The organism is Streptomyces sp. DSM 116793 (assembly GCF_057320905.1).
In genome coordinates this window covers 1,302,532-1,328,369 of the sequence record NZ_CM170494.1, presented here as the reverse complement: position 1 = coordinate 1,328,369, position 25,838 = coordinate 1,302,532, and the positions used below count along the sequence as shown (strand labels likewise).

General features: G+C 71.0%; 20 protein-coding genes and 1 pseudogene. 5 read left to right on the top strand and 16 right to left on the bottom strand.

The window, feature by feature from the left end:
• Positions 1–141: 141 nt before the first annotated feature.
• Positions 142–978 carry an enoyl-CoA hydratase/isomerase family protein gene (locus ACSMXW_RS05635; RefSeq protein ID WP_485804356.1) on the bottom strand — a complete coding sequence of 279 codons (837 nt, stop codon included), beginning with the start codon at positions 976–978 and terminating at the stop codon, positions 142–144.
• Positions 979–1,116: 138 nt separating this feature from the next.
• On the opposite strand from ACSMXW_RS05635, the gene ACSMXW_RS05630 reads away from it, so the two are divergent.
• Positions 1,117–1,608 (top strand): winged helix-turn-helix transcriptional regulator, encoded by a 492-nt coding sequence (locus ACSMXW_RS05630; RefSeq protein ID WP_485804355.1) that lies wholly within the window; start codon positions 1,117–1,119, stop codon positions 1,606–1,608.
• A 42-nt stretch (positions 1,609–1,650) separates the two neighbouring features.
• Here the strand turns inward: ACSMXW_RS05630 and ACSMXW_RS05625 are convergent, their stop codons facing one another.
• The gene (locus tag ACSMXW_RS05625; RefSeq protein ID WP_485804354.1) at positions 1,651–2,115 is read right to left on the bottom strand and encodes a hypothetical protein; all 465 of its coding nucleotides are present in this window, start codon (positions 2,113–2,115) and stop codon (positions 1,651–1,653) included.
• Between the two features lie 115 nt (positions 2,116–2,230).
• Between ACSMXW_RS05625 and ACSMXW_RS05620 the strand changes: the two genes are divergently transcribed.
• The gene (locus tag ACSMXW_RS05620) at positions 2,231–3,544 is read left to right on the top strand and encodes an MFS transporter (RefSeq protein ID WP_485804353.1); all 1,314 of its coding nucleotides are present in this window, start codon (positions 2,231–2,233) and stop codon (positions 3,542–3,544) included.
• Between the two features lie 339 nt (positions 3,545–3,883).
• On the opposite strand, the gene ACSMXW_RS05615 is transcribed toward ACSMXW_RS05620, so the two are convergent.
• The 3 genes and pseudogenes from ACSMXW_RS05615 to ACSMXW_RS05605 form a co-directional block, all read right to left on the bottom strand.
• Positions 3,884–4,798, bottom strand: coding sequence for a phosphotransferase family protein (locus tag ACSMXW_RS05615; RefSeq protein WP_485804352.1), 915 nt, complete (start codon positions 4,796–4,798; stop codon positions 3,884–3,886).
• Between the two features lie 110 nt (positions 4,799–4,908).
• Positions 4,909–5,972: pseudogene (locus ACSMXW_RS05610) on the bottom strand (IS630 family transposase).
• A 66-nt stretch (positions 5,973–6,038) separates the two neighbouring features.
• Positions 6,039–7,916: an endonuclease/exonuclease/phosphatase family protein gene (locus tag ACSMXW_RS05605; protein WP_485804351.1), complete on the bottom strand. Its 1,878-nt coding sequence runs from the start codon at positions 7,914–7,916 to the stop codon at positions 6,039–6,041.
• Positions 7,917–8,386: 470 nt separating this feature from the next.
• On the opposite strand from ACSMXW_RS05605, the gene ACSMXW_RS05600 reads away from it, so the two are divergent.
• Positions 8,387–10,081: a hypothetical protein gene (locus ACSMXW_RS05600; RefSeq protein WP_485804350.1), complete on the top strand. Its 1,695-nt coding sequence runs from the start codon at positions 8,387–8,389 to the stop codon at positions 10,079–10,081.
• A gap of 181 nt (positions 10,082–10,262) precedes the next feature.
• Here ACSMXW_RS05600 and ACSMXW_RS05595 read toward each other — a convergent pair whose 3' ends face one another.
• The gene (locus tag ACSMXW_RS05595) at positions 10,263–10,889 is read right to left on the bottom strand and encodes an arylsulfatase (protein WP_485804349.1); all 627 of its coding nucleotides are present in this window, start codon (positions 10,887–10,889) and stop codon (positions 10,263–10,265) included.
• A gap of 270 nt (positions 10,890–11,159) precedes the next feature.
• Between ACSMXW_RS05595 and ACSMXW_RS05590 the strand changes: the two genes are divergently transcribed.
• Positions 11,160–12,617: an alkaline phosphatase PhoX gene (locus ACSMXW_RS05590; protein WP_485804348.1), complete on the top strand. Its 1,458-nt coding sequence runs from the start codon at positions 11,160–11,162 to the stop codon at positions 12,615–12,617.
• A 175-nt stretch (positions 12,618–12,792) separates the two neighbouring features.
• On the opposite strand, the gene ACSMXW_RS05585 is transcribed toward ACSMXW_RS05590, so the two are convergent.
• From ACSMXW_RS05585 to ACSMXW_RS05570, 4 genes are all read right to left on the bottom strand, one after another.
• On the bottom strand, positions 12,793–13,395 hold the full coding sequence (locus ACSMXW_RS05585) for a right-handed parallel beta-helix repeat-containing protein (RefSeq protein ID WP_485804347.1): 603 nt from the start codon (positions 13,393–13,395) through the stop codon (positions 12,793–12,795).
• 466 nt (positions 13,396–13,861) lie between these two features.
• Positions 13,862–15,379, bottom strand: coding sequence for an MFS transporter (locus tag ACSMXW_RS05580; protein ID WP_485804346.1), 1,518 nt, complete (start codon positions 15,377–15,379; stop codon positions 13,862–13,864).
• Positions 15,380–15,890: 511 nt separating this feature from the next.
• Positions 15,891–16,751 (bottom strand): Stf0 family sulfotransferase, encoded by an 861-nt coding sequence (locus tag ACSMXW_RS05575; RefSeq protein WP_485804345.1) that lies wholly within the window; start codon positions 16,749–16,751, stop codon positions 15,891–15,893.
• A 1,005-nt stretch (positions 16,752–17,756) separates the two neighbouring features.
• Entirely contained in the window at positions 17,757–18,248 is a 492-nt protein-coding gene (locus ACSMXW_RS05570; RefSeq protein ID WP_485804344.1) for a hypothetical protein, read from the bottom strand.
• 255 nt (positions 18,249–18,503) lie between these two features.
• On the opposite strand from ACSMXW_RS05570, the gene ku reads away from it, so the two are divergent.
• Positions 18,504–19,403, top strand: coding sequence for a non-homologous end joining protein Ku (gene ku, locus ACSMXW_RS05565; RefSeq protein WP_485804343.1), 900 nt, complete (start codon positions 18,504–18,506; stop codon positions 19,401–19,403).
• Here ku and ACSMXW_RS05560 read toward each other — a convergent pair.
• From ACSMXW_RS05560 to ACSMXW_RS05535, 6 genes are all read right to left on the bottom strand, one after another.
• A complete protein-coding gene (locus tag ACSMXW_RS05560) occupies positions 19,400–19,618 on the bottom strand; it encodes a DUF6233 domain-containing protein (protein ID WP_485804342.1) in 219 nt (72 codons plus the stop codon). The genes ku and ACSMXW_RS05560 overlap by 4 nt on opposite strands.
• A gap of 203 nt (positions 19,619–19,821) precedes the next feature.
• Entirely contained in the window at positions 19,822–21,066 is a 1,245-nt protein-coding gene (locus ACSMXW_RS05555; protein ID WP_485804341.1) for a TerD family protein, read from the bottom strand.
• Positions 21,067–21,507: 441 nt separating this feature from the next.
• The gene (locus ACSMXW_RS05550) at positions 21,508–22,497 is read right to left on the bottom strand and encodes a zinc-dependent alcohol dehydrogenase family protein (RefSeq protein WP_485804340.1); all 990 of its coding nucleotides are present in this window, start codon (positions 22,495–22,497) and stop codon (positions 21,508–21,510) included.
• Positions 22,494–23,363: a carbohydrate ABC transporter permease gene (locus ACSMXW_RS05545; RefSeq protein ID WP_485804339.1), complete on the bottom strand. Its 870-nt coding sequence runs from the start codon at positions 23,361–23,363 to the stop codon at positions 22,494–22,496. The genes ACSMXW_RS05550 and ACSMXW_RS05545 overlap by 4 nt, the downstream gene beginning before the upstream one ends.
• Positions 23,360–24,310, bottom strand: a complete 951-nt coding sequence (locus ACSMXW_RS05540; protein ID WP_485804338.1) for a carbohydrate ABC transporter permease — start codon at positions 24,308–24,310, stop codon at positions 23,360–23,362. The genes ACSMXW_RS05545 and ACSMXW_RS05540 overlap by 4 nt, the downstream gene beginning before the upstream one ends.
• The gene (locus tag ACSMXW_RS05535; RefSeq protein WP_485804337.1) at positions 24,307–25,677 is read right to left on the bottom strand and encodes an ABC transporter substrate-binding protein; all 1,371 of its coding nucleotides are present in this window, start codon (positions 25,675–25,677) and stop codon (positions 24,307–24,309) included. The genes ACSMXW_RS05540 and ACSMXW_RS05535 overlap by 4 nt, the downstream gene beginning before the upstream one ends.
• Positions 25,678–25,838: the final 161 nt, after the last annotated feature.

Genomic DNA, 25,838 nt, shown 5'->3' with positions numbered 1-25,838 from the left:
CGTGGGCCGACGAACCGACGGTCGATCTCGGCGGCGTCAATCCGGACGCCGGGGGCCTTGTCGCCGCCGATGCGCTGAAGGACGCGGTGCGCCGGCGAATATCGGTGAGCGCGCCGCCCGTCACCACGAATACCCTTGCTGTCAGTGGGCTTGCTCTGCACGCCGGTCGAAATAATCGGCCATGTGCAATTCCAGGTCACCTTTTTCCTGCAAGCCGTGCTCCCGCATCTGGGCCCACGTGGCCTGAGTCCTCTCGTACTGGACCGTGCGGAAGAACGCGGATTCCGAGGCCATCAGGTCCTGCGGGTCAGGCAGGCCGGCCCTTGAGTTGATCAGCAGCTTCGCCTCCCGCAGCACGGTGGCGTCGAAGCTCGCCACTCGCCGGGCCAACTTCTCCACGAACTCGTCGAGCTCCGCGTCCGGGACGGACCGGTTGACCCAGCCGTAGCGTTCGGCGGTGTCGGCGTCGAACGCATCAGAGGCCATGACGATCTCCAGGGCCCGTGACCTGCCGACCAGGCCGGGCAGGCGCTCCAGCGCCCCGCCGCCCGGCAGCACGCCCATACCCAGCTCCGGCTGGTGCAGCACCGCGTTCTCCTTGCTGGCGAAGCGGAGGTCGGTGGCAAGCGCGAACTCGCTCCCCACCCCCCGCGCCCTCCCTCGGAGCACGGAAACACTGAGCACAGGGAGCGCCGCGAGTCGCGTCGTGAAGTCCGGCCAGGCGTGCAGGCCGTTGCCCTGGTCCTGAAGGAAGTACCCAGGATCGCCCAGCATGTCGAAGTGCGCGATGAAGAAATCCGGATCAGCACTGTCGAAGACGACCACCTTGGCTGTGGGATCGCCCTCCAGCCGCGTCAGCAGCTGGTGCAGAGCCTTCACCGTGCCCGCGTCAAGGGCGTTCACCGGCGGATTGTTGAAGGTGGCGCGCCAGTAGCCGGGCGCGGTCTCCCTGACGCGGAGGGGTTCGATGGTTTCCATTCCACCAGCCTCGCACGGCAAAGTACAGAATTACAACTCAGCCCTCCGGGCTGCCTGGCTCCTCAGAGGCCGCCTCGGACCGGGGGTACTGTGTGGTGCACCGAGTAGTGATATAAGAGCTGCGCTAAGGAGTGCACCGTGGCCAGGGGGCAGACAGGGGCGAACGCCGCAAGGTGCTCGATCGAACGCACCCTTACCATCGTCGGCGAGAAATGGACTTTGCTGGTCCTACGCGAGGTCTTCTACGGCGCGGAGCGGTTCGACGACATCCAGCGCGCGCTCGGCTGCTCGCGGGACATCCTCTCCCGACGGCTCTCCACTCTCGTCGAGGCCGGCATCCTGACGCGGTCGAACTACCGGATACAGGGGGAACGTACACGGCCCGCCTACGGGCTGACCGAGCAAGGCAAAGAGCTGTTGCCGGTCATGATTGCGCTCATGCAGTGGGGGGACAGGTACGTCGCACCTGCCGAGGGGCCGTCGATGTTGGTGCGCACGAAGTCCGACAACCGACCGGTACGGGTCGAGATCACCACAGGCGGCCCTCATCAGACCGTCTCAGCGGACGAGGTGACCTACATCCCGGGACCCGGCCATGCGGGACGTCTCACCCCGTCGTCCGGTAACTGACCTGGCCTGTCACCTTCGCGGGGCTTCGCCGCCGCGACGCCATCAAGCCCCGCGCCACCCACCGCCTGCACCCGCACAAGCACCGCCACAGGCCCGTCGTCCCGACAAACCTGGACCCGGGATGAGGGCGACCTGCGACGGGTCACCGCGGACCACATCAAAACCCAGGTCGACCGGAGAACAGGAAGCGCGGCCTGCGGGCTGCTCGGCATCTTCCGCGCCCTCAAGCAGGAACGAGTGATCTTCCGCGACCCCACAGCAGGGCTCCAAGCGCCGGGCGGCGTGCACCTCCCTCTGTCCCTCTCCAGCGACCGCTTGGCCGGCGTGCTCGACCGGCTGGACGGCCCGGCTGCCCGGCTCATCGTCGGCCTGGTGGCCATCCACGCCGTCCGCGTCACCGAAGTCGCCCGACTCCGCCTGGCCGATGCCGACCTCGCCCACCGCACCCTCGCCGTCCACCGGCGCCAGCACATCCACAACGTCTACCTCGATGACCTGAGTGCTCACCTGATCACCGAGTGGCTACACGAACGCAACCGCCGCTGGCCGACGGCCCCCAACCCCCACGTACTCATCACCCCCCAGACCTACAGTCCTTCCCCCGCAAGGAGCGTGGCACCGCATGAGCCGGGCCATACGCGGTGGCCTCCTGCGTCGCCACCGCGATTTCCGCCTGCTGTGGTGCGGCGAGACCGCCGGCAGATTCGGCGCGTCGGTCACCGGGGTGGCGATGCCGCTGGTCGCCGTCTCCACCCTGCACGCGAGCGCGTTCGAGGTCGGCCTGCTGAGCGCCACCGCCTGGGCACCATGGCTGCTCATCGGTCTTCCGGTCGGTGTCTGGGTGGACCGGCTGCGGCGCAGACCAATCATGCTGACCGCTGCCTCGATCTCCCTCTTGTTCTTCGCCTGCGTCCCGGTCGCCGCATGGCTGGGCTGGTTGAGCATCGGAGCGCTGCTGGCGGTCGCACTGCTGACGGGCACGGCGGCAGTGTTCTTCCAGACCGCCTACAGCGCCTATCTCCCCAGCATTCTGGAGCCTGACGACCAGCCCGAGGGCAACGCCAAACTGCACGGTAGCGCTTCCGCCGCGCAGATCGCCGGGCTCGGCTTTGGCGGTCTGATCGCGCAGTTGGCAGGGGCCGTGAACGGACTGTTTGCCAACGCCGCGACATTCCTCGTCTCCCTCCTCTGCCTGGCCGACATCCGCCACCGCGAGCCACGCGTCGCCAGGACCGAACGCCGCCCCGAGACCCTGGTCAGGGAAGTCTGCGAAGGCCTGCGGCTGATCAGGGGCGACCCCTGGTTCCGCACCTTTGCCCTCTTCGGGGCCGCGTCCAACCTGGCCCTGATGGGATACCAGTCGATTCAGGTGGTCTTCCTGGTCCGCAGCGTGGGCCTGGCCCCCGGCCTGGTCGGCACACTCATCGCGGCGGCCAGCGCCGGAGGCGTGGCCGGGGCCTTCGTCGCCCGCCGGGTCGCCGACAGGATCGGCACAGCCCGCGCCACGCTGCTGTTCGAACTGGGAATGCCCGTGCTCGCTCTGCTCATCCCGCTGACCGTCGGCGGGGCCGGGACCCTGCTCTTTGCGGCAGGAGGGTTCTGTGTCGCCGCAGGCGTCGTCGGCGGCAACGTCATCAAGGCCAGCTTCCAGCAACGCTACTGCCCGCCGGATCTCCTCGGCCGCCTCACCGCGAGCACGGCGTTCCTCAGCTACGGGACGATCCCCCTCGGAGCACTGCTCGGCGGGACGCTCGGAACCACGCTCGGGACCCGCACAGCAATGGCGATCATGACAGCGGGCATCCCACTCGCCGCCCTAATCCTTTTCTTCTCCCCGATCCGGCGATCACGAGACCTGCCGACCTTCCGGCAGCCAACGAGCAACTCCGAAGTCCCCCTGAATCCCGATGACGAACCTGTCCTGCCTCGTCAGTGACCACGGCCGCACCTGGAGATTGCGAGAGTCCCCGCGAGGCCAACTATCGATCCTCGTCACACTTGCTCGCCACGACAGAAAGAACCTGTGCCGAACGATCACCGTACTGCCCTGACCTGGTTATTCACGGGACTGCGGACGGAGCAAATTTCAAAGATTCCCATCAATTCCTCCAACCCGTATTCGAAGCGGGTAAATCCAACCGTGCCTGCGCGAGTTCCGCGCTTCCGGCGCTCCAGATTCCGCGAACCCGCGCGCTTTCACCTTTGCAGTACTGCTGAAATTGAATGCGTGATGTCGGGCCGCGCGGTTGAGCGCTTGGGTCGGGGAGTGCTGCTCTCAGATCCGCTTGGAAGACGGGAGAGAGGGGTAGCCCGCGAGGCGATCGTCGGTCCACGCGGCATGGCGTCTGCGGAGCTCGGCCGCAGTCAGGTCGGTGCGACCGAGATCGTGGTAGTTCGGGAGCCACGTCTCCACAGAGTGGTGCGAGTTGGTGAGGGCGAACAAGTCCCACAGCGCCATAGCGGGCACTGCCTGGCCGGCAGTCTCCTCGTACGCGGCTAGGAATGTCTCAGCTGTGACCGGGCCGTGCAGCAGGGCGAGGTCGAGTCGACACCAGCTCACGTCGAAGCCGCGCGGTGCCAACGATGCCCCTGACCAGTCGACGACGCCGGTGAGTTCGTCCTCCTGCCACAGGACGTTGCCCGACCAGTAGTCGTAATGAGTCAGGACCGGTGCTTCTTCGGCGAGACGATGACCATGGGACGCCAGGATCGTTGAGGCGGGAGCGGCGGCACTGGCACGGGCGGACGATACCGTTGCGGCTTCCATTCCATCGCGCAATCCGGTGAGCTCAGCAAGTGGGACGCCGTGGAGACGTGCCAGGGTGCGCCCAAGCTGGGCCGCTGCCACGTCGGGGGATGCTGGTGTGATGTCCGAGCGGCCGGGGAGACGGGTGATCAAGGTCGCAGGTTCGCTGAAGCGCTGTCCGTCGGGGTCGGCGCCCAGCAGCCGAGGAGCCCAGCCACCCAGTCCGTCAAGCGCCGCCAATACGCGTGCTTCCCGAGCAGCAGCGCGGTCACCAGGCGGAAAGCGACGCAGCACCATCTCCCCTGCCGGGTCCACGGTTTCCAGCAGATGAGTGGCGGCGTGAGTGCCGCCGACCAGTCGCTGTACGGTGCGCACGGAGGCATTGGGGCCAGCGATTTCGGCCGCCCAGGTGAGGGCAGCGGCAGACGGTTGCGACTTGATCACCAGGCCAGTGTGCACGGCCGCCGTCGTGCGAGGCCACCGGTTTCTGCTCGCACTCAGAACACGATGCAGGCGCGACGGAGTGCTACTGCACCTTGAATTCGTGATGTCGGTCAGTCGTTGATGGTCAGGCCGGTGCCGGCGAGGCAGCCGTCGACCAGGTCGGGGCGGTACTGGATCTGCTTGAGCTTGCGTTTGACGGCTCGGGTGATCTGGGAGAGGTCGGCGGCTGCAATGTTGCCGAGCTCGCGCTTGACCAGTGACCAGATGCCTTCCTGGGGGTTGAGGTCGGGTGCGTAGGTGGGCAGCTCGAAGACGGTCAGCTAGTCGGCGTTCTTGTCGATGAACACCCGCATGCCGCGGGTGAGGTGGAGGCGGACGTTGTCCCAGACCAGGACGATCGGGCCGCCCAGCTGGGTCCGGGCCCGGACGAGCAGGCGGCAGAAGTCCTTCCATCCGAAGCCCTTCGACTCGTCCGTGCGGCCCCGGTACTCCCGCAGCCCGTAGATCAGCCGTGACCTGGAGCCGGGCTTGCAGCAGCACATGCCCATCATGGACAGGCGGCCGGATCCCCGGCTGCGGACCCTGACTACCGGCGTGCAACCGACCCTGCCCCAGGTCCTGGCCCTCGGTGGCGTCATCGACTGCCCGGCCTCGTCCTCGAAGGCGATCCACGCGTCCCGGGCCGCGGCCTCTTTCACCCCGGGGGCCAGACCTCCTTCTTCCACAGCTCGACCGCCTTGTCGTCCCGCTCGATCGCCCGCCGGGCAGGCTGCTGCCAGGACCAGCCGTGCCGCTTCAGCAGCAGCCACGTTCCCTCGACCGTGTACGAGACCCGGAACCGCCTGCCGATCAGCGTCCTGATCCTCGCCAGCGTCCATCGCTGATCCGGCCAGCTATGCGCGAGCGGGCCACGCTCCAGCTCCCGCTCCAGACGCTCCATCTGGGCCGGCCCCAGCCTCGGGCGGCCCGGTGATCCCTTCGACAGGATCCCGGCCTCGCCCTGCTCCCGCCAGGACTTCCGCCAGCGCTCCACCGACCGCTCCGACACCCGTAACGCGGTGGCGATGTCCTTGTTCCTCTCCCGACGCTCGAAGCGGTCCATGGCCTGAAGCCGAATGCGCTCCCGCGCGGCCCTCCCTGCGTCGGTCAGCCCGCCGCCCTGCGCATACCTCACCCACACAGACCTACCGAACCCGACCCTCAACTGTCAGGCCGATGACCCGGCATCACCCGATCAAGTTCAGTAGGGGCGGAAACGCAGCACCTGCGGGTCGTGGTCGCTGTTCTGGTCCGCGAACTCCGCGTTGATGTGCACGCTGTCGTAGTCGAACGCGCCCCTGCGCACCGCGGGGCTCACCAGGATCTGGTCGAGCACCTGGCTGTTGCCCTGGTAGTCGTAGGTGTACCGCTCCCGCGGCGGCAGGGACTTGATGGCCGACCAGAGCGCTCCGCCGGCCTCCAGGCGGTGCGCCGTCTCCGAGAACTCGAAGTCGTTGATGTCGCCGAGGGCGAGCACCCGCGCGTCCGGCCGGATCGCGAGGATACGCTTGACGAAGGCGTTCACCTCGTCGGCCTGCTGGTGCCGCTCCGTCTCGAAGCCGCGCGACGGCGGCTGGTACTGCGAACTGAGCGCCTCGTCGCCGCCCTTGGACGTGAAGTGGTTGGCGATCACGAAGACCGTGCGGCCCCGGAAGACGAACTCGCCGGCCAGCGGCTTGCGGCTGTCCTTCCAGGCGTCGCTGGTGGGGTCGATACGCCCGGGGGACGCCGTCAGCGCGGGGGCGCCGTCCGCCGTCCTCGTCACCCCGACCGCGGTGGTCGCATCGCCGCCGGGCCGGTCGCTGAACGACACCCGGGCGGGGTTGAAGAGGAAGCCCTGCCGGATGTTGCCGCCCGGCTCGCCGCCGTCGGCCTTGTCGACCGGGTCGATGGAGCGCCACTCGTAGTGCGGCCCGCCCGCGGCGGCCACGGCGTCCAGGAACCTGCGCACCGTCTGGTCGGCCGCCACCGTCCCGTCGTCCTTGGCGCCGTTGTTGTCCTGGATCTCCTCCAGCGCCACGATGTCCGGCGACGACAGGTGGTTCACCACGCCGTCCGCGAGCCGGTCGAACTTCTCCTGCGGGTCGGTGGGGTCCAGGTTCTCCACGTTGTACGTGGCCACCGCCAGTTCGCCGGCGCGCTGTTCGCGTGTCACCTCGCGGGCGGGGCTCCGGCCGGTGACCGTGCCCAGGGTGCGGGCCGCCAGCGTGTAGCCACCGAACTCGTTGTAGTCCAGGGGCCCTTCGGTGCCGCCGCTCAGCACCTGCCCCACATCGGCGGTGGGGAAGGGCTGCTGGGCGGTCGGGACCAGCGACTGGATCTGCAGCCGGCCGGTGTTCTGTGCGGTGTAGGAGCCGTAGACGGTGCCGCCGCGGCGGTCGGGGTGCTCGTGCGGCTTCACCGTCACCCACAGTTCGGCGTACGGGTCGGTGCCGGTGACGATCCGCGAGGAGCCGATCCGGACGTTCATCCCCTCCAGGGACTCGTACCGGTCGAGCGCGTAACGGGTGGGACGCAGCGGCAGCGCGTTGACCGAGCCCTGCGCGGCCGGGTCGCCCGCCGGGGTGTAGGCGTCCGGCACGGACCTGGCGTCCACGGTGACCGCCCTGGGCAGCGGGTTCCCGGAGGACACCACGGTCACCACCGGCCTGCCGATCTCCGTCACCGACTGGTTCCCCGACGAGGTGCCGCCGGGGACGTACTCGGAGACGGTCCCGGAGACCCGCACCGCGTCGCCGACCGCGACCTTCGGCGCCGAGCCGGTGTAGACGAAGACGCCCTCACTGGTGGCGGGGTCGCGGTCCGGCTGCGGGTCCTGGAACCAGAAGCCCTTGGACGAGCCGTACGTCCGCACCCCCGTGACGACACCGGGCACGTCCGTGACCTCTCGGCCGGCGAGCGGGGATATCCGGGTGCCGCCCTGGATGTCGTGGATGCGGACCTGGCCGTCCGCGGGTGCCGCACCCGGCCCGGTGGGCGTCGCCGCACCCGCGGGCGCGGTGAGGACCACCCCGGTCACGGTGGAGCAGACGGCGGCGACGGTGAGCGCGGCGAGCCGCGACGACTTCTTGCTCGGCAAGGTGTGCCTCCGTGGGCGTAGGACGGCGCCGGGGCGCGGATCGAGTCGGTGGGAGGGGTGCGTCGGCCGGTGGGGCCGAGCGGACGGTCGGCGGAAGGAGGGAGGGATACGGGGGCGGTCGGCGGGGGGAGCGGTCGGCGGGGAGGGCGGAGGGGTACAGGGGGGACCGTCGGCGGAAGCAGCGGACGGGAGCGGGCTGGTCGGTGGGAAGGGCATATCGCGCCGCGGAGGGAACCACAGTGCGAAGAAACGATCCTCTACGCGCGTCAATCTCTTCTGTCGACGGGGAGTTGTCAAGGTGCCGCCGGTGTACGGACGGCTACGGGCGCGTGAACCCGGCCCGCCCGGCGCCCGTCGGCCCCGGCCCGGTGCCCGCCCTGAGCCGTGGCCGGGGCGGTGCGCGCGGGGAAGGGGCGGGAGCCGTCTAGGCTGAGCGGGGCGACCCCGTCCGTCCCGAGGAGAACCAGCCGATGTCAGACAGCTCCCCCCTGCCCCCGGTACGGCTGCGCCCGGAAGCGGAGCTGGCGCGGGACGCGCTCACCGCCCCCGTGCTCTCCCGCGCGGCCCGACTCGCCCGCTGGGCGGGCCCCGGAACCCGCGTCGGAGCCGGCGGTGAGCTGCCCGACGAGCAGCTCCGGGCCGCCGCGGCCGAGCTGGGCCTCGACACGGACGCCGACGGCGTCTCCCGTGCCGGCGAGGCGTGGCGCGTCGCGGTCGCCATCGGCCTGGTGGACGTCGGAGAGGGCCCGGGCGGCGTCACCGCCGGCGGTGAGCTGGCGCTGCTGACCTCCGGTTCGCCGCAGGACGTGCTGCGGCTCTGGCTGGGCGCCCTGGACACCGTGATCGCCGAGGCGAGCGTGCCGGCCGCGGACGGCGGAGCGGACTCCGGGGCAGGGGCGGGCGCCGGTGGTGCGGCCCCGAGCAGCGCGGAGCGGGCGGCCGAGGCCGAGTTCCTCGACGGTGTGCTGGGCAACCTGTACCTGCTCTCGGTCGGCGGGGAGGGCCCCGACGACGGCCCCGTGCCGCTGCCCGCGCTCGCCGCGTCCATGATCGTCCCCGACGACATGGCCGAGCCGACCGACGACGTCCTGGAGCAGGTGTCGCAGGCGATGATGCGCCTCGACGAGCAGTTCCGGATGCTGGAGCCCGTCGGCCTCGTGGAGTTCCGGCCCGTCGACCAGGAGCTGATGGCCGAGGACGAGGCCGCGGAGGACGCGGGTGCGGCGGCCGATGGCGACGCCCCGGCGGACGGTGCCTCCCCTGCGGGCGGCGGCGGGTCCGGTGAGGCGAGCGGGGCCCGCTCGGTGCCGGACGACACCGACACCGGGTCCGCCGTGCCGGACGACACCGACACCGGGTCCGCCGTGCCGGACGACACCGACACCGGGTCCGCCGTGCCGGACGACACCGACACCGGGTCCGCCGTGCCCGACGACACCGACGCCCGGTCCGCCGTGCCCGACGACACCGACGCCCGGTCCGCCGTGCCCGACGACACCGACGTCACCCGGTACGGCATGGTCCGCCTCACCCCATTGGGCCGCTTCGGGCTCCGCACCCGGCTCCTGGACGCCGGATACGACGCGCCGGCCGTCGGCGACCTCGCGGACAAGGGGGCCGACGCGCTGCTGCACGGCACGGCGGAGTACTCCCAGAGCGCGGCCCAGGAGGAGGTCGAGCAGTGGCTGGCACGCCATGAGCCGCTCGCCGGGGCGCGCGAGCTGCTGGCCGCGGCCCGCGGCGGCGACGACGGCGCGCCGCTGCGGCGGCTGCGCTGCCAGCAGGCGCTGTCGCTGGTCGGCATGGAGGCGGAGCCCGCGCTCCGCGAGGTGCTCGACGACGCCGAACTGGGTGGACTCGCGCGGGTGTGGCTCACCGAGAAGGGCGCGCGCCGGGTGCCGCCGCCCACCGAGGCGATGGTGTTCTGGCTGACCGTCGACACCCTCGCGGCCCAGCTCACCGCCGAGGGCAACTCCGACGAGCTCCAGGGCCTGGTGGAGGGGCTCGCGCGGCAGCACAGCGGCTTCTTCGACACCGCCTGGCGGGTGGACCACCCCGCCACGACCCGGGTCCTGGAGGCCATGGGCCGACTGCACCCCGACAAGCGGATCGCCAAGGAGGCACGCAAGGCGGCCTTCAAGGCACGCTCCCAGCACGGGGGTTGAGGCCTGCCGGTGCTCCGCCGGGCGGGTTTCCGCCGGTGCTCCGCCGGGCGGGTCCCTGCCGGGCATGCCGCCGACCGGGGGCTGCGAGCCCTGCCGGGACGGGCGCCGGCGCAGCGTCAGCCGGGAGTGGAAGCAGCCGCCGCCTCCCACGCCGGCCCCGGCGGTCGTACCGGCGTCACCGTCAGGGTGTCAGTCCGGGTCCCGGGGTGGCCTGCGCCAGGGCTCGCAGGACGGCGAGCCGAGGGCTGGCGAGCACCGGAACGGCGAGGTCGGTGAGGAGATCGGCGGCGGGCGCCATCGAGGCCTGGGCCAGCACCAGGACGTCCACCTCGGCGGCCGCCGCGCGGGCCCCCGCGGCGATGGCGGCGTGGTAACCGGGAAGGTCGCCGGTGTCGAAACGGTCCCAGGCGCCCGGGCAGTGGACTTCGGTCACCTCGGCAGGGCCGCCGACCTCGGCGAGCAGGGCGCGGGTCGGCCCCAGGGTGGACTCCACGGTGTACACCACGCCGATCCGCGCGTACCCGGCGGCCTCCTCGGCCATCGGCCGGTCGATCCGGACCACGCGCGGGCCGGTCTGCTCGGCGGCACCCCCGATCGTCGAGCAGGTGCACACCACCACGTCGGTGTCCGCCAGTTCACCGAGCCGCTCGCGCAGACGGTCCCGATAGGGCAGCCCCGCCCGGGCGTCCGCCAGCAGCGACGCGTCCACCACGTGCCTGCTCCGGGCAGCGGGCGCCGACGCGGCGACCAGGTCGCGGAAGACGGGCACATGCACGTCGGCGGTATGCAGGAAACCGATGGTGAGCACGGAGGAGATCGTGCCCCGTCGGCGCCCGCCGAACCTGGGCCCCGGACCGGCGGCCATGGTCGGTCTCATGTACAGCAGAGGTCAAACAGGGGTAAAGCATTCGTATAGTGAACGCCCTCCGCCGGGCCCCTGCCCGTCGTCGGCCGTTCAGCCCGCGTTCGCCTGGGCGCGCCACCGTGTGCCCGCGTTCACGAACACCGCCGCCCCTCACGGTTCCTTCCCCCGTCCCACCCTCACGGCTAAACGCCCCAAGTGCTCTCAGGAGAAGCCATGTCGCTCACCCGCAGGGAGTTCACCAGACGATCCGCCGCCACCGGAGCCGGTGTCGCCCTGGTCGGCAGCGCCGGTGTGCTTGCCACCGCCCCCGGTGCGCTGGCCGCCCAGGAGACCGACCGCGGCGGTCACCACGGCGACCACCACGGCCAGGACGACGACGCCGTCGGCTACGGACCGCTGATCGACGACCCCAAGGGCCTTCTCGCGCTGCCCGCCGGCTTCTCGTACCGGGTCATCACGCGCACCGGCGAGACCACTTTGGAGTCCGGCGAGTCCACCCCGTCGAACCACGACGGCACCGCCGCCTTCGCGGGCCCCCGCGGCACCACCCTGCTGGTCAACAACCACGAACTGGCGGGCCCCCGCTCCGACTGGCCCCACCCCGTGCCGCTCACCGACGGCCTGGTGTACGACCCGGGCGCGGCCGGCGGCTGCACGGTCGTCGAGGTGCGCCCCGGCGGCGAGGTCGCCGAATGGGTCGGCCTGGCCGGCACCAGCACCAACTGCGCGGGCGGCCGCACTCCCTGGGACACCTGGCTGAGCTGCGAGGAGACCGAGGACCGTGCCGGTCAGAACGAGATGACCAAGGACCACGGCTATGTCTTCGAGGTGGACCCCGCGGACCGCCGCGCGAACCGCGCCCCGAAGCCCATCAAGGCGCTCGGCCGGTACGCCCACGAGGCCGTCGTCGTGGACCCGTCGCGCGGCCACCTCTACCTGACCGAGGACGCCTCGGGTCCCAACGGCCTGCTCTACCGCTGGACCCCGCCGCACGGTTTCCGGCACGGCCGCGGCCGGCTGCGCACCCTCGCCGACGACGCCGGGGTGCTCCAGGCGCCCAAGTGCTACGACGCGGGCGGCCGGTTCGTCGACGACCTGTCCCGCGCCACCCGCATCGGCACGGTCTACGGCGTCGACTGGGTGGACGTGCCCGACCGGGACGCCACCACCGTCTCCGTGCGGAAGCAGTTCGCGGACGGCGAGATCACCCGCGCCCGCAAGCTGGAGGGCATGTGGTGGGCGGACGGCGGTGCGTACATCGTCTCGTCCTACGCCCGCGAGGAGAGCCCGGTCCAGCACGACGGGCAGGTGTGGTTCTACGACCCGCGCCGCCGCACCCTCACCCTCAAGGTGCTGCTGGCCGTGAACGCGGACCCGGCCGCCGACGGCGCCTTCGACGGGCCCGACAACATCACCGTCTCGCCGTACGGGGGGCTGGTCATCGCCGAGGACGGCGAGGGCGTGCAGCACCTCTTCGGGGCCACCGAGAGCGGCCGCACCTACCCGATCGCGCGCAACGAGCTGAACATCGGCACCGCCGAGGAACCGGAGTACAGCGAGTTCACCGGCGTCACCTTCGCGCCGGACGGCAGGACCCTGTACGCCAACATCCAGACCCCCGGGATCATGCTGGCGATCACGGGCCCCTGGAAGCGCGTGCGCACCCACTGAGACCGCGCGGGGGCGCCCGACGGGGAGCGCGCCGCGCCGCGCCGCTTCCCCGCCCCCGCCGACCACCGCCCGGGCCGTTCCCTGACGGCCCGGGCTTCTCCATGCCGTCCACCGGGACGCCGGACGGACCCCGCCGGCGCACCACCGGTGCGCGCGCCTGTGAGGCCGGAGGTCGTCACCAGGGACGTGTCGTCACGTACTTGTTGCCGCCCCCGCTGCTGATGGGAGCGGTGCTGCAGCCGCCGAGGTCGGCGTTCGTGGGGTCGTCGTGGCCCCACAGCCACACCTTGACGGGGCTGATCTTGCCCTGGGAGCCCGAGCTGAACTTCTCGCCGTAGTAGGACGTGGTGCCGACCTCGTTGTTCTTGAAGACGTTGCCACGGCCGCAGTCCTCGCTGTCGAACCTCCAGTCGCTGAAGATCGCGTACGTACCGGCGTGCCAGAACTTGTTGCCGTCGACGATGTTGTCCTTGCTGTTGTGCCGGGTGCGGACGGGGTCGCCCGCGACGTATCCGAACCGGTTGCCGCGGATCGTGCTGGAGTTGGTGTAGTTGGCGAGGTAGACGCCGTGGATGTCGCCGGGACTCGTGCTGTTCTCCAGGTAGTGGAACTTGTTGTTCTCGATCACGGTGTTCGACGAGTTGGTGATGTGGACGCCGCCGTAGCCGGTTCCGCCGGAGACGTACTTGTTGCCGATGTGCTGGAACGAGTTGCCGCTGATGACCACGTCGTTGACCCGGTCCCCGGCCGGGCCGCGGATCCGGATGCCGCCGTTCACGTAGTTCTGGATGGTCTCGCCCCAGATGGTGAGGCCGCTGTCCGCGGACGTGATGTCATGAAGTAGCCGGGCGCCGCGGCGACCGCCTCAGGATCGGCGATGAGCCTCCGCTCCTCCTCGGCGCTCAGCCGGCTGGGCCGCAGCCGCGAGCCGTCGAAGACCACCGCTCCCGTGCCGGGCTCCGGCGCGAAGGTGACGTGTCCGCCCGGCGGGGGGTGCTGGGTCGGATGTCCTCGACGATGAGCGCTGTCAGGCTCCATCAGGCACGGCCGACCTTGAACAAACCCTGTATCGGCTGGGCCGGCCCCGGAGGCCCGGACTGCGGCGTGCCGGAGCCCGGGGCCGGGAGGCCGCTGCCACCGGTACGCGCTGCTGACGCCCGGCGCCCGATGCCCGGTGCCGGTGACCGGTATCGGTCCGGTGTCCGTGCGTGGTGCCCGGTGCCGGTGCCCGGTGCCGGTGCCGGTCACTGCCCGGTGCCTGGTGCTGGTGACTCTTCCGTGCCCGTCGTGTGCGGCGGAGGAAGGGCCGTGCCCAGGCGCGCCAGCGGTGACAGGCCCATGAACAGCGGAGACAGGGTCAGGCCGGCGGCGGTGATCAGCACAGCGGTGCGCAGGCCGCACGGACCCGCCAGCCAGCCGCCGAGCAGCGAACCGAGCGGGGTCGAACCGATGCCCGCGGCATTGATCGTCGCGACGACCCGGCCCTGCATCCGCACGGGGGTGAGGGCCTGCCGGACGGCCGTCACGGTGACGTCCACCACCTGGGTGAAGCCGCCGAAGACGACGCTGACGGCCATCAGCAGCGGCAGGGTCACGGCCGGCGGGCCGTGCAGCGCCGGCACGCAGAGCTGCACCCCGTCGCCGAGCGCCGCGGCACCCACCAGCACCGGCCCGTACCCGAAGCGGCGGGGCAGCGCCGGGGCGAGCAGGGAGCCCAGCAGCGCGCCCGGCCCGATCGCGGCGAGGGCCAGGCCCACCGCCGTGCCCGGCAGGTGCAGGGTCCGGGGCAGGAAGAGCAGGTAGACGGTCATCAGGGCCGCGAACGAGAACTGGAAGATCCCCGACGCGACCGCCACGGCCCGCAGCGAGGAGTCGCCCGCGACGAAGCGGACGCCTTCGACGATCTGCCGCCGTATCCGCGGGGACGGGGCGGTGCGTTCGGGTACCTCGGGTACCGGTGCCTCGACCACGCCGGATCGTTCGCGTGCCCCGGGCGGCTTGGGTCCCCTGGCCACTTCGGGCCGCTCGGGTACCCCGGGCTGTCCGGGTACCTCCGGCCGTCCGGGCACCTCGGGTTGCTGGAGCACCTTGGGCACCGGCTCGGGGCGGCGGATGCGCCGGATCGTCAGGCAGGAGAGCGTGAAGCAGAGCGCGCTCGCCGCGGTGGCGAGCGGTGCCGACAGCAGCGACACCAAGGCGCCGCCGAGCGCGGGCCCGCAGATCTGGGCCGCGGACCTGCTGCCTTCGAGGGCGCTGTTGCCCGCGGCCAGCCGGTCACGGGGCACGAGCCGCACCAGGGCCGCCTGGTAGGCCACGTCGAAGACGACGGTGAGGACTCCGACGAGGAACGCGGTGACGAGCAGCACCGGGAGCCGGAGCAGGCCGAGCAGACCGGCGAGGGGGAGTGTGGCCATGGCCAGGGCTCGGCCGCAGTCCGCGACCACCATGACGCTCCGGGCCCGCAGCCGGTCCACCCATGCGCCCACGAGGAGGGAGAACAGCAGGATCGGCGCCTGCTCGACGGCGCGCAGGGTGCCGAGTTGCCCGGCACCGGCGTGCAGGACGACCACGGCGATCAGCGGCAGCGTGACCTGGCCGGCCTGCGCCCCGAACTGGGAGGCGGTCTGACCGGCCCAGAGCCGCCGGAAGTCGGCGTCCCGCCAGAGGCTCCCCGGGGCCGGGCGGAGCAGGCGGAGGTTCGGGTGTGGCCGGCGCGGGCGGGGGTTCTGCGGGTCCGGCCGGTGCCGGCGGGCGGCCCTCATCGGCGTCCTAGCGGCCGAACGGAAGCGGTCTTCGGGAGGGCGGGCGGGAGCGTGGAAGCGGGCCGGAGCGGGCAGACGGGGCGGAGTGTGCGGCGGGGTACGCAGAGGACGGCGGTGACGGCAGTCACGGCGGTGAGGACAGTCATGGCGGTGAGGGCAGCCACGAGAGTGAGGGTGGTGACGGCGCGCGCCGGCACGGCACGGGGAACGGACGGCACAGGGATTCCTTGAGCTGCTGAGGACGGTGCCCGAGGCAGCGGCGCTTCGGAGGCGCGTCGGCGCGTTCGGGCAGGAAAGGGCTCGCTGTGCCGCCTGCGGATGCACGGGCAGCACGCGATGACGGGCCCGTCGGGGCCTACCGCGTCAACGCGTGCTCGGATGACCGGGCACTGCAACTCCTCGGGTCGTCACTTCAGGTCAGGTGAGAACACGTCAGGTCAGATCACGTCAGGTCAGGGCAGGTCGGTTCGGTTCTGTTCGGTGCAGTGGCGGGGAGCGTGACCATCAGCGCTCAAGACCGCCGTGCGTTTCCGCCGGACCGCTGACCCTCGGCCTCGTGTGGGAGCTCGCCCCCGCTCCTGGGCCCCCGCTCCGGGGCCACCGGGTCCTGCCGCAGGCGGCCGATCCAGGAGGCGTTGAGCGCATCGGCCTGGCGCCTGTGCCGGGGCACGATGGCGGCGCCCTCCGGCAGGGCGAGCCCGAGGAAGTCGAGGATGCCGAGGGTGACACCGGTCATGTCGGCGTCCAGGTCCTCGTAACGGATCCGGTGCGGCCGGATGCCCATGGCCGTGAACCAGGCATCCCAGGCGGCATTGTGCTCGCCGATCGTCCGGACGAGTTCGTCGAGGCCGTCCGGATCGAAGCGGGCCGGGCGGCCGCTGGGCTCGGCGCCGCCGATCTCTCCGTTGCCGCCGAGGTACCAGACGCCGGTCTGCTCGGCGCGCAGCCAGGACACGGCCTGCGCGAGGACGTCGTCGCGCCGCAGGTACACGAAACGCGTCCGGCCGAACGTCCGCTCCAGCAGGGCGACGTCCTGTCCGGCGAGGTCCGGGTGCACCGCCGCGAGCTTGGCGACCACTTCGTCGAGCGTCCCCCACATGAGCTTCGCCCCGAACACGCCGTTCCCGCTACGGCCTGCGGCGAGTGCGGCGTGCACGAAGTCGCCGTAGTCGAACCGGCCCTCGGCGTCGCGCGCGATCCCCCACCGCTTTGCCCACAACGGCTCGTCCTGCGCCCGGAAGTACGCCTGCGGCCGCCCGGCGACGCCGGTGGACTCCAGCAGCCCGAGCAGCAGGGAACTGCCGGTGCGCGGGGTGCCGCAGATGAAGTAGGAGTCGGCACGCTCGCCGGAGTCCTCGGTCCGTGTGCTCACACACCCCAGCGAACCCGCAACGCCCAGTCCGCGCAACCGAATTTCCCGGCACCCGGGCCCCGGCGTCTTGAGCGCGCCATGCGCCTCAGGTGCCCGACTCCGGCGCTCGATCTCGGCTCCCCGCGCGCTCGGCGGAGGGTGCTCAGGGACTCGCCGACGGTGGGCGTTCCAGGCTTGCCGACGTACCCCTGCCCGGTCGAGTCGATGGCCTTCGCCCCGTTGTACCCGGCGTGGTGGTACGTGCCGGTGCCGACGATCGTGAACTCCGCTGCGACCAGGCGCTTCCCCGGGGGCCTTACGGTGGCATCCACAGCTCCCCGGCAGCCTGATGCGCAGCCGATGGATCGGTAGACCGGAGAACTCCTCAACAGCCTGGATCGCCGGCCGCAGCCGGTCCTTGCGGGCGGTCCGCCCGGGGGAGCCGTCGCGGATCGGCGCCCAGTAGTCCCGGTCGCACCGCGCGCCGGGTAGGTCGCCGCCGTTGAGCGCCGGGGACACCCAACGGGAGTCGTGGTAACCGCGAAAGCTTCATGCATTCCGGTGAGACACGCCGGCCAGCACAAGCGTGCGGTGCGAGTCGTACTGGCGGGCAACTAGGGTCTTCTTCCCGTCCGCCCACTGACGCTGTGAGGGCCCCGGCCAGCGGGCACTCACATCAGTCTGTCTGTCGCGGATGCCCTGTCTTGGCCAGAGTCACCCAACACGTCTGGGCGTTGAGATCATGCAGGTACCAGACGCGTCCTGCGCCAGTGACTTCTATCTGCCACTGCGGATACGTCTTGCCGTTCCGTACGCCAGTCGCAAAGTCATGCTTCAACGGATGGTGCCGGTTGTTGTGCACATCTGGGGCAGGGGCGGTCCGCATCAGCATCCAGGCGTCCAAGGTTGGCCCAGGTGCTTGATTGCAGAGCTCCTTCCAGCCGTCTGCTGCTGCCCGGCTCGCAAACTTGATGTGGTGCTCGCCCTTGCCCGGAGGCGGAGGTACCGGATCCCCCTTGCCTAAGCTCACTCGCCCGGCACCTCGGGAGCAGGCACGTCCCCGTGGTCCAAGTCGCCGTGATCGGCGCTCAGAGCAGCATGAAGCTCAGGATCCGCATAGATCTCGGCCGTGTGCTTCCACTCGGTAATCACCTGGGAGATCGGCTGGATCACTCCCAGCTCTGTACTGGCCCGCGCGGTCTCCACGAACTCCACGAGGAACTCGCGCACAGCCCCGTCTGGCAGGAACCGCACCCAGGGGAAAGCCTTCGGAAAGACCCGAGTCAGTAGCTCGACTGCTGCCGGGTCTTCCTTGAGGAGAGCGACGAACATACGTGTCGTCGAGTCGACAACCTCCACCGCTTGGTCGGCCCGGGCGGCGGTGGTCAGGTACAGGTCCTCTGCGTCGCGCCGATGCAGCCGCAAGCCCTTGCGTGCGCTGACCTGCATGCGGGCGACGGTGTCCTTGGGCCTCTGGATGAGCTCCGAGAAGTTCGCTTCTGCCGCCATCCCTGTCATGACTTAGAAGGTACTTCAAAACTCTCCCGCGGTCCAGTGCAATGCCATGTAAACCGGGGGCGGCTTGGCGACGCCTCCCATCCTCACCTCAGGAAGAATGCGCAGCTCAGAGCGGTCGCCCGCTATCACCACACGCCAATGATCAGAAGTTGGAGCACGGGAGGCCGTCGCATGGGGCCTCTCGCACCACCCAGGGTGAACCGAACAGCCGACAGTCGTAGGCTGGCTGTGCTCGGGGCTACACGGAGGTCTGCCATGCCCCGCCCCATCTGGTCAGGAAGCATCTCGTTCGGCCTGGTCACAGTGCCCATCCGCGTCCTGGCTGCGACTGAGGACCACTCGATCTCGTTCCACCGCTACCACCTGGCAGACGGCGGCCGGGTCCGCAACCGGAAGATCTGCGAACTCGAGGACCGCGAGGTCGACCAGTACGAGATCGGCAAGGGGTACCAGCTCGACCGGGACACGATCGTGCCCGTCACCGACGACGAACTCGACAACCTGCCCCTACCGACGGCCAAGGCGATCGAGATCGTCGCGTTCCTCCCCGCCGAACGCATCGACCCCATCCGGATGGACGCCGGCTACTACCTGGAGGCCGGCCAGCCGGCCGCGGCCAAGCCCTATGCCCTCCTCGCCCGGGCCCTCGAACGGTCGGAACGCGTCGCCATCGCCAAATTCGCCTGGCACGGCCGCGAGCGGCTCGGCATGCTCCGCGTCATCGACAACGTCCTGGTCCTCCAGGCCCTGAAGTGGGACGACGAGATCCGCGACGTCAGCCAGGCCGCTCCCCCCGTCGTGGAGGTGGCCGATGACGAGATCGACGCCGCGGTCGAACTGATCGACACGATGACGCAGGACGACATCAGCGGTTACACCGACGAGTACACCGAGGCCATGGCCGAGCTCATCAGGGCCAAGGAAGAGGGCGCCGCGCCGCCGCGGCCTCGCCGCGAGGAGGAGCCGGCCCGGGTCCTGGACCTCATGGAGGCCCTCCAGTCGTCCGTTCAGCGGGCCCGCACGGCGCGCGGTGAGGATGAGGAGGCGACGGTGCACGAGATGCAGGGCAGGAAGAAAGCCGCGACGAAGAAAACCGCGAAGAAGACCGCGAAGAAGACAGCGAAGAAGACCCGCGGGAAACCAAGGTCGGCCTAGTCCAGCGTGCTGAGCTCGCTGTCGGGCCGGCAGTGCGGGTAGGCGTCCACGCCCTCAGCCAAGGCCCGTGGCGCCTCACCGCGGCCGACGCCCGCGGGCGTGCTTGTGCTGGATCCGGCAGGAGGAGCAGCGAGAGGCCGAGCGGCGCCGCGGCGAGCAGGCGAGGCCGCCGGACCCGGACCGGCTGCTGGAGACCGGCATCGGCCGGCGGACACGGCCGGTGCACCTGCACGCGGGCGGGTGCCACGTGGTGGGCGCTCGACCAATCGTCGGGTGGTTCGATCGTCACGACCGGATCTCAAGCGGCCCGCACCACGTCCGCGTGCACCGTCCTGACCGGCCCGGTGAACGCCCTGGCCCTAGATCTGCGCTGAACGCGGTACCCATCAATCCCTTCGGCGCTCTGCCCTGCGCTCTCTCACAGCGCCTGCGCCCCCGGCGCGATCATGTTCCGTACCGTGCGGGCCTTGACGAAGGTGCCGAGGGCCGTCATGTCCCACTCGCCGGAGTACTGGCGGACGAGCTTGCACATCAGGACCCCCGTCTGGCGCTCGGCGTGGGTGAGGTCGAAGCGGACGAGCTCGGCGCCGGTGGTGTCGTCGACGAGGCGGCAGTAGGCCTTGGCGACGTCCGTGAACTTCTGGCCCGAGAAGGAGTTCACCGTGAAGACAAGACCGGTGGCCTCCTGGGGGATGCGGCCCAGGTCGACCACGATGGTCTCGTCGTCGCCCGCGCCCTCGCCGGTGAGATTGTCGCCGGAGTGCTTGATGGCGCCGTTCAGGATGGAGAGCCTGCCGAAGTAGCAGCTGTCCAGGTGGTTGCGCTGGGGGCCGTAGGCGACCACCGATGCGTCCAGGTCGATGTCGGCGCCGCGGAACGCGGGCTCCCAGCCGAGGCCCATGCGGACCCGGGAGAGCAGCGGGCGGCCGCCCTTGACCAGCGACACCGTCTGGTTCTTCTGGAGGCTGACGCGGCCCTTGTCCAGGTTGATCTTCCCGGCGCCGGGGGCCGGAGCCGCCGGAGCCGAGGGGGCGGGCGCGGTCGCCGGGGGCGCGGCGGAGACGGGCGGCTGCGCCGGGGGCGCGGCGGGCATCGGCGGCGCCGGGGGAGTCACCGGCGGGGGAGGCGGCACCGGTGCCGCCGGGGCCGACGCGGCCGGGGCCGGCGCGGGCTCCTCCACGGAGACCCCGAAGTCCGTGGCGATGCCGGCCAGGCCGTCGGCGTACCCCTGGCCGACCGCGCGGGCCTTCCATGCGTCGCCGCGGCGGTAGATCTCCATGACCACCAGGGCCGTCTCGGTGCCCAGTCGGGGCGGCGTGAAGGTGGCGAGCACCGTGGAGCCGTCCGCGTCGCGGAGGGTGGCGGTGGGTTCGATGCCCTGGAACGTCTGGCCCTCGGCGTCGGGGCTGGCGGTGACGACGATCTTCTCGATGGCGGCGGGCACGGCGGCCGTGTCCACCGTGATCGCGTCGGGCGCGCGGCCGCCGCCCGAGTGGTAGCTGACACCCGGGCCTGTGGGCTGGTTGTAGAAGATGAAGTCGGCGTCGGAGCGGACCTTGCCGTCGGCGGTGAGCAGGAGACCGGAGACGTCGAGCCGCACCGGGGCGGTGACGTCGACCGTCACCCGGGCGGCGGTCAGCGGGAGGTTCGAACCAGGGCTCATGGCTGTCATGCCGGATGTAACGAACGACTACGCTTTACCGTTCCCTTACCATGCCCGAATGGCGGGACCACCGGACCGGTGGCGGGCCCCGCCCAAGGGCCCGAACGGCAGCCGCGAGCGGCCCGGGCGGTGCGGCACGGGGGCAGTGCGCCGCGAGGGTGCGCCGCGAGAGTGCGCCCCGGGTGGGTGCGGCAGGGACAGTGCGCCCGAGGCAGTGCGGATCGGGCGGTGCGGCAGGGGCAGGGGCAGGGCGGACCGTGCGGTGCGCCCCGGGCAGTGCGGACCGCGCCCGGCGCCTGGGCGGGGGCCGGCGCGATGGCCCCTCCCCGCCCCCCCGGGTCCCGCCGAGCGCCCCGCACCCGGCGGACCCGGCGCACACGGTTGCGCCGGGGCCGACGGCTACGGACCGCTGGGGGAACCCGGTGTGGGCGGTGCGGTCCCCTACGGCACCACCACGATCTTCCGCCCGGTCCCCGCCGCGAACCGCTCCAGCGCCTGCGGGTACGCGTCGAGCGGCAGCCGGTCGCTGATGAACACGTCCGGGTCGAGCACCCCGTTCGCGAACAGCTCGGCGGCCCGCTCATAGCTGTGCAGCACGGCCATCGAGCCGGTGATGGTGATCTCCTGGTTGTAGATGCGGTACGGGTCGATGGTGACCCGGGTCGCGTAGTCGGCCACGCCGAACTGCAGGAAGGTGCCCGCCTTGGCCACCCGGTCCAGGCCGTCCTGGATGGCCGCGGCGTTGCCGGTGGCGTCGATCACCACGTCCCAGCCCTGTGGCCGGTCCAGCTCGTCCGGACCGGCGCCGGCGGCGGAGACGCCGAGCTGCCGGGCGGTCGCCAGGCGCTGCGGGTTGAGGTCGACGACGTCGACGCTGGCCGCGCCGGTGCGCTTGGCCAGCTCCAGCATCATCAGGCCCATGGTGCCCGAGCCGTAGATCAGCACGTGCGCGCCGAGCCGGGACTGGAGGATGTCGTAGCCGCGCACCGCGCAGGACAGCGGCTCGATGAGCGCGGCGTCCTGGGTGCGGATGTGCTCGGGCAGCTTGACGCAGTTCGCGACCGGCGCGACGGCGTACTGCGCGGCGCCGCCCGCCCGGGTCACCCCGATGGCGTTCCAGCGCTCGCACAGGTTGTTGTGGCCGGTGCGGCAGTAGCGGCACTCGTAGCAGTACAGCGACGGGTCGACGGCGACCTGGTCGCCGAGCGCGACCTCGGTGACCTCGCTGCCGATGCCCACCACCTCGCCGGCGAACTCGTGGCCGGGCACGATCGGCAGGCTGGGCGCGAACTCGCCCTGGAGGATGTGCAGGTCCGTGCCGCACAGGCCGCACGCGGCGACCCGGACGACGACCTCGCGCGGCCCTGGCGTCGGGTCCGGGACCTCGGCCAGCACGGCGTGGCCCACGGACTCGATGACGGCGGCCTTCATTTCACGGCTCCCAGCGACAGGCCCTGGACGAGTTTGTCCTGGGCGGCGAACCCCGCGGCGAGCACCGGCAGGGAGATGACGAGCGACGCGGCGCACACCTTCGCCAGGAACAGGCCCTGACTGGTGATGAAGCCGGTCAGGAAGACGGGCGCGGTCTCGGCGACGACACCGGTGAGCACCCGGGCGAAGAGGAGTTCGTTCCAGCTGAAGATGAAGCAGATCAGCGCGGTGGCGGCGATGCCGGGCGCGGCGATGGGCGCCACCACCCGGCTCAGCACGACCGGCAGCCGTGCACCGTCGATCTGCGCGGCCTCGATCACCGCGACCGGCACCTCGGAGAGGAACGACTGCATCATCCAGACCGCGATCGGCAGGTTCATCGAGGTGTAGAGGATGACCAGCAGCCAGATGTTGTCGAGCATGCCGGTGTTCCTGGCGAACAGGTAGATCGGCAGCAGGCCGGCGACGACCGGCAGCATCTTCGTGGACAGGAAGAAGAACAGCACGTCCGTCCACTTGCGCACCCGGCGGATGGAGAGCGCGTACGCCGCGGGCAGCGCGAGCACCAGGACGAGGACGGTGGAGGTGACGGACGCCACCGCGGAGTTGATCAGCGCCGGCCAGGGGCTGGCCCCGCCGCCCACGCCGAAGAAGTCGCGGTAGCCGTCCAGTGTCAGGGCCGCGGCGATCGACGGCGGGTTGGTGGCCGCGGCGGCCTCCGAGTGGAAGGACGTCAGCGCCATCCAGGCGATCGGCAGGAAGAACAGGATCCCGGCCAGCCAGGCGACGACGCCCAGCGCGGCACCCTTGCGCCTGCGCACGGTCACGCGCGCGGGGGGCGCGGCGGTGGTGGCTGCGGTCGTCATGCGCGGGACACCTCCTCGCGGAACAGGGACGACACGACCCGCAGGGCCAGCGTCGCGATGATGATCGAGCCGATGACGACCAGCACACCCGCCGCGGAGGCGAGGCCGTTCTCATGGGCCTGGTAGAAGGTCTGGTACACGGTGTACGGGAGGTTGGCGGTGCCCAGGCCGCCGGAGGTGATGGTGAACACCGCGTCGAAGTTCTGCACGATGTAGATCGACCCCAGCAGCACCCCCAGCTCCAGGTAGCGGCGCAGGTGCGGGAGCGTCATATGGCGGAATATCTGCCAGTTGCCGGCGCCGTCCATCCGGGCCGCCTCGATCAGCTCGGGGTCCCGGCTCTGCAGCCCGGCCAGCAGGATCAGCATCATGAACGGCGTCCACTGCCAGACCAGCGAGGCCTCGACCGCGATGAGCGGGGTGTTCGAGACCCAGTCGGGCTGGGGCGCGCCGTCGCCGCCGATCCAGTGCAGCACGCCGTTGAAGAGGCCGTACTCCGGGTTGTAGAGGACGTGCTTCCACAGCAGCGCGGCGGCCACGGGCACCACCAGGAACGGCGCGATCAACAGGGTGCGGACGAATCCCCGGCCGCGGAACCTCCGGTCCAGCAGCAGCGCGAGCCCCAGCCCGATGAGCAGGCTGACCAGCACCACGACGACCGTCAGCACGATCGTCGTCAGGACGGACCCCCGCAGGTCGGGCTGGGTGAGGACGTCGGAGTAGTTGCCGAATCCGGTGAAGTGGCGGGCGGCTGGGTAGAGCGCGTTCCAGTCGAAGAACGAGATCACCAGCGTGGCCACGAACGGCAGCTGCGTCACGATGATCATGAAGACCAGTGCGGGCAGCAGGGGCGCCCGGGTGACCCAGGCGCGCAGCCGCGGCGTCCCCGGCACGGTGCGGGGCGGGGGCGCGGCGGTGGTGAGCGGTGCGGTCGTGGTGGCGGTCATCGTCCCTCGTACTCCTTCGCGATCGGCTCGGCGAGCTGCTGGGACTTCGCGAGGGCCGTGTCGACCGACTGCCGGCCCGCGACGGCGGCGCTCAGCTCCTGGGAGACCTTGGTGCCCAGGTCGGTGAACTCGGGGATGTCGACGAACTGGATGCCGGGCGCGGGCCGCGGCTGCACCCCGGGGTCCTTCGGGCGTGCGCTCTCGATGGCGGCCCGGGTGACGTCCTCGAACGCCGCCGCCTCCTTGCGGTACTGCGGGATGGAGTAGGTCGAGGCGCGCTTGCCGGCCGGCACGTCCGCCCAGCCGAACTCCTTGCCGACCAGCTTCTCGTAGTCCTTGCCGGACGCCCAGGAGATGAACTTCCAGGCCTTGTCGGGGTTGCGGGAGGCCTTCTGCATGCCCCAGGCCCAGGTGTACAGCCAGCCGGAGGACCTGGTGCGCACGGTGGGTGCCGCCACATAACCGATCCTGCCCTTGACGGGCGACTTGGCGGCCTCCAGGGAGCCGGCCGCGGACGTGGCGTCGTACCACATGGCCGTCTTGCCCTGCGTCATGGTGTTCAGGCACTCGGCGAACCCGGACTGCGCGGCCCCCGACTCCCCGTGCTTACGCACCAGGTCGACGTAGAAACGGACGGCGTCCTTGAACGGCTTGTCGGTCAGGCGGGCCTTCCAGTCCTTGTCGAACCAGGTGCCGCCGAACGTGTTCACGACGGTGGTCAGCGGTGCGGCCATCTCGCCCCAGCCGGGCAGCCCGCGCAGGCAGATGCCCCGCATGCCGGGCCGGGCGCCGTCCACCCGGGCCGCGAGGTCCGCCACCTGCTGCCAGGTGGGGTGCGCGGGCATGGTGAGGTGCTTCTGCGCGAACACGTCCTTGCGGTACATCAGGAAGGACGACTCGCCGTAGAACGGCTGCCCGTAGGTCTTGCCGTCGTCCGCGGTGAGGGACTGGCGCATCGGCGGCAGGATGTCCTGCTGGTCGAACCCCGGGTCCTCGGCGACGTACGAGTTCATCTCGTGCAGCCAGCCGTTCCTGGCGTAGATGGGTATCTCGTAGTTGCTCAGGGTGGCGACGTCGTACTGGCCCGCCTGGTTGGCGAAGTCCTGGCTGATCTTGTCGCGGACGTCGTTCTCCGGCAGGACGGTGAAGTTCACCTTGATGCCGGTCTGCTTGGTGAAGTGCGCTGCGGTGAGCTTCTGCAACTCCACCATCTGCGGGTTGTTGACCATCAGGACGTTGATGGAGTCGCCGCCGGAACCGGCACCGCCGGCTCCGGCCCAGCAGCCGGACAGCAACGGGGTGAGCAGCGCCCCTGCGGCGACCGCGACAAGCGCTGTGCGCGGCCTCCGTCGGCTCTGGGTTCGCATGAGTGCTCCTGGTGAGGGTGGGTGGGATCGGGGGATCACCGGGTCGAGGTGGGATCTTCGGGATGGATGCGGGGCCGTGCGGGTGCGGGCGATCGCTCTCCGGGTCGGTGTGGTGGGGGGAATCGCCTCGCGATCAGGGGGGAGGGGCGCTGCCGTGGTGG